Origin of the sequence: Mesorhizobium sp. M4A.F.Ca.ET.020.02.1.1 (assembly GCF_004022645.1) — a bacterium.
Classification (GTDB): domain Bacteria; phylum Pseudomonadota; class Alphaproteobacteria; order Rhizobiales; family Rhizobiaceae; genus Mesorhizobium.
Genome location: NZ_RZOI01000553.1, coordinates 1 through 4,194 on the forward strand (window position 1 = coordinate 1; position 4,194 = coordinate 4,194).

3 protein-coding genes are annotated in these 4,194 nt (G+C 66.8%); 1 reads left to right on the forward strand and 2 read right to left on the reverse strand.

All coding sequences use genetic code 11. The features are described from left to right. Both EN742_RS26425 and EN742_RS26430 read right to left on the reverse strand, forming a co-directional pair. The coding region (locus EN742_RS26425) for a transcription-repair coupling factor (protein ID WP_148670268.1) at nt 1-2,633 on the reverse strand (2,633 nt) is incomplete at its 3' end. A 13-nt stretch (nt 2,634-2,646) separates the two neighbouring features. Further along, on the reverse strand, nt 2,647-2,934 hold the full coding sequence (locus EN742_RS26430; RefSeq protein ID WP_126059061.1) for a succinate dehydrogenase assembly factor 2: 288 nt from the start codon (nt 2,932-2,934) through the stop codon (nt 2,647-2,649). A 92-nt stretch (nt 2,935-3,026) separates the two neighbouring features. Between EN742_RS26430 and EN742_RS26435 the strand changes: the two genes are divergently transcribed. Further along, nucleotides 3,027-4,194: DEAD/DEAH box helicase (locus tag EN742_RS26435; protein ID WP_128333461.1), on the forward strand; the 1,168-nt coding region annotated here is incomplete at its 3' end.

A 4,194-nucleotide genomic window follows, 5' to 3' on the forward strand; every position in this document is an offset into this window, starting at 1 on the left:
CCGTCATAGAAGGCGTTCATGATGTCGTCGAGCTCGCCCGGCGGCATCTGACCATGCGCCACCGCCACTTTAAGCTCCGGCACCGATTGCTTCAGGAAATCATGGATTTCGGTCAAGTCGCTGATGCGCGGCACGACATAGAAGGAATGGCCGCCGCGATAGCGCTCGCGCAGCAGCGTCTCGCGGATCACCAGCGGATCGAAGGGCGAGATGAAGGTGCGCACCGCCATGCGGTCGACCGGCGGCGTGGCGATCAGCGACAGTTCGCGCACGCCGGTCAGCGCCAACTGCAGCGTGCGCGGGATCGGCGTCGCCGACAGCGTCAGCACGTGCACGTCGCTCTTCAGGTCCTTCAGCCGCTCCTTGTGCTTGACGCCGAAATGCTGCTCCTCGTCGATTATCAGCAGGCCGAGATTCTTGAACGAGATCGCGGAACCCAGCAGCGCATGGGTGCCGACGACAATGTCGACCGTGCCCTCGGCAATGCCTTTCTTGGTCTCGGCCAATTCCTTGGAACCGACCAGCCGAGACGCCTGCGCGACGCGGATCGGCAGGCCGGAAAAGCGCTGCGAGAAGGTCTTGAAATGCTGGCGCGACAGCAAGGTAGTCGGCACCACCACGGCGACCTGGAAACCTTCCATGGCGGCGATGAACGCGGCGCGCAGCGCCACCTCGGTCTTGCCGAAGCCGACGTCGCCGCAGACCAGCCGGTCCATCGGCTTGCCGGCGCCGAGATCGTCCATGACGGAATCGATCGCGCCCTGCTGGTCGTCGGTCTCCTCATATGGGAAGCGCGCGGAGAACTCGCCATAGAGGCCTTCGGCTGGGATCATGGCGGGCGCCGAGCGCATCTGCCGCTCTGCCGCGATGCGGATCAGCTGCCCGGCCATGTCGACCAGGCGCCGCTTCAGCCGCGCCTTGCGCGACTGCCAGGCGCCGCCGCCGAGCTTGTCCAGCGTCGCCTCGGCCGAATCCGAGCCGTAGCGCGACAGAAGCTCGATGTTCTCGACCGGCAGGAACAGCCGGTCGTCGCCGGCATAGTGGATTTCCAAGCAGTCATGCGGCGCACCGACCGCCTCGATCGTGCGCAGGCCGATGAAGCGGCCGATGCCGTGGTCGGTATGGACGACGATATCGCCAGACGACAGCGACGAGGCTTCGGCGATAAAGTCTGATGCGCGCTTCTTGCGCTTGGAGCGGCGGATCAGCCGGTCGCCGAGGATGTCCTGCTCGGCAACGACGACCAGTCTCTCGGTCTCGAAGCCGGATTCGAGCGGCAGCACGGCAAGGCCCGCCTGCCCCGGCTCGAGCTTTTCCGCCTCGGCAAGCGTCGCCACCGGCTTCAAATTGCCAAGATGATGCTCGGCCAGGATCTGGCCGAGCCGGTCGAGCGAGCCTTCGGTCCAGCCGGCGATGACGACGCGGCGGCGCGCTGCGCGCTCGTCGGCGATGTGCTTCACCACGACATCGAAGACGTTGGTGTTGGGATCGGCGCGTTCCTCGGCGAAGCTGCGGCCATGCCGCGCACCGGCATGGAAAACCTTTTTGCCCCCCACATCGGGCGCATCGAAGACGGTGAAGTCGATGTCTTCGCGCGGGCCGAGAGACGCCTTGAGATTCTCCGGCGAGAGATAAAGCAGGTCCGGCGCCACCGGCTTGTAGGGCACCGCGTCCTTCAACGCACCGTCGGCCTGCTTGCGGCGCGCTTCGTAGTGGTCGAGGATCAGCGTGTGGCGTTCGGCCAGCGCCTCATGCGCCAGATGGTCGAAGACCACCGGCACGTCAGGCAGGTAGTCGAACACCGTCTCCAGCCGCTCGTAGAAGAACGGCAGCCAGTGCTCCATGCCGGCAAAGCGCCGCCCTTCGCTGACCGCGGCATAGAGCCCGTCATCGCGCGACGGCGCGCCGAACGCCTCGATATAGGCGCGGCGGAAGCGGCTGATCGTCTCCGGCGTCAGCGCCACTTCGCTCATCGCCTGCAGCGCCATCGACTTGCGCTGGCCGGTGGTGCGCTGCGTGGCGGCGTCGAAGACGCGGATCGATTCCAGCGTGTCGCCGAAGAAATCGAGCCTGAGCGCCTCGCTCCAGCCGGGCGCGAAGAGGTCGAGGATGCCGCCGCGCACCGCGAACTCGCCGACGCCGCGCACGGTCGGCACCCGCTCGAACCCGGAGGTTTCCAGCCGCGACACCAGCGCCTTCATGTCGATCTGGTTGCCGGGCCTGGCGTGGAAGGTCTGGGCTTCGATGAGATCGGCCGGCGGGATGCGCTGCAGCAGCGCGTTGGCGGTGGTGAGGATCACGGCGCGATGCGGCTTCCTCGCCAACGCGATCATGGCGGCCAGCGCGTCGAGCCGCCGCGCCGCCGCATCCGAGCCCGGCGAGACGCGGTCGTAGGGCAGGCAGTCCCAGGCGGGCAGTTCGAGCACCGGCAGGCCAGGCGCGGCAAAGGCCAGCGCCTCGGTGATCGCCGGCAGGCGCTGCCCGTCGCGGGCCACGAACAGCACCGGCTTTTCGGGCGCGATCTCAAGCGCCGTCTGCACCAGCGCGAAAGCTTCGTAGCCGTCGGCGACACCGTCGACGATGAACTGGCCGGCGCGGCCCTTCGGCAGGCCGATGGAGGGAATAAGGCTCATTTGTATGCGTTTTTCAAAATGTCATGGTCCGGCGCGACGCCAGGATCTTTTGCAGGACAGCGCAGTCGATGTTGGCCGGAACCGGACGTTCGCCGGTGATGAAAGGCAGGAATTCGGTGTCGGGGATTTCAAGGAGCTTTTCATATTGGTCGATTTCCGCATCGGTCAAGTCACCGATCTCGGCATCAGCGAAGGAGCCCAGGATCAGGTCCATCTCGCGCATGCCGCGATGCCAGGAGCGGAACAGGAGCTTGCGGCGGCGGGCATCCAGCCCCTCGCTTGATCGTTGTGTCCCGGTCATGGCGCCGCGTCCCTTGCTGAAGCGGCGCATATAGCGTGGATAGAGGGCGATGTCAGCCTTGCGCAATGGTTGTCGCGACATAAGCTGACAACATGCGCCCTTCCCTGCTCGATCCGCTGTTCGTCCCGATCACCTCGCTTGCCGGCGTCGGGCCGAAGGTAGGCATGTTGATCGAAAAGGTAGTGGCCGCCGATCTCGGCGACCGCGCCGCGCGCGCCGGCGACCTTTTGTTCGTGCTGCCGCACACAGTGATCGACCGCCGCAACCGGCCGGGCATAGCGCTTGCCGCCGAAGGCGCGATCGTCACCCTCGAGGTACGCATCGACCGCCACCAGCCGCCGCCGCGTGGTAACAGGTCGGTGCCGTACCGGGTCTACGCCCATGACGACACCGGCGAGATCGCGCTGACCTTTTTCCATGCCCACGCCGCTTATCTCGAAAAGTCGATGCCGGTGGGCGAGCATGTCGTCATCTCGGGCCGCATGGAATGGTTCAACGGCCGCCCGACCATGGTCCACCCCGACCACATCGCGCTGGCCGGCGAAGCGGAAAACCTGCCGCTGGTCGAGCCGGTCTATCCGCTCACCGCCGGTCTCTCGGGCAAGGTGCTGCGCCGTGCCATCGGCCAGGCGCTTGGCCGCCTGCCGGAGTTGCCGGAATGGCAGGACGACGCCTTCATGCGCCGCCAGACATTTCCACCCTTCGCCGATGCGCTTGCCGGCATCCACTATCCGGCAGACCCGATCGACGTGGCGGTCGAGGGGGTGGCGTGGCGGCGGCTTGCCTATGACGAGCTGCTGGCCGGCCAGGTGTCCCTCGCTTTGGTGCGAGCCAGGATCCGCCGGCTGTCCGGCCGGCCGCTGACCGGCGATGGCAGCGTCGTCGAAAAGCTGCGCGAAGCACTCCCCTACTCGCTGACGCCTTCGCAGGAATTCGCGCTCGCCGAAATCCTTGCCGATCTCGCCGACCCGGAGCGCATGCTGCGCCTGCTGCAAGGCGATGTCGGCTCCGGCAAGACGGTGGTGGCACTCCTTGCCATGGCGCGCGCCGTCGAGGCCGGCGGCCAGGCGGCGCTGATGGCGCCGACCGAAATCCTGGCGCGCCAGCACCTGGCAACCATCGCGCCCCTGGCGCAAAAGGCAGGCCTGCGCACCGCCATCCTCACCGGCCGCGAAAAGGGTCGCGAGCGCACGGAGACACTGGCGGGGCTGGCCAGCGGTGAGATCGACATCGTCGTCGGCACGCACGCCCTGTTCCAGG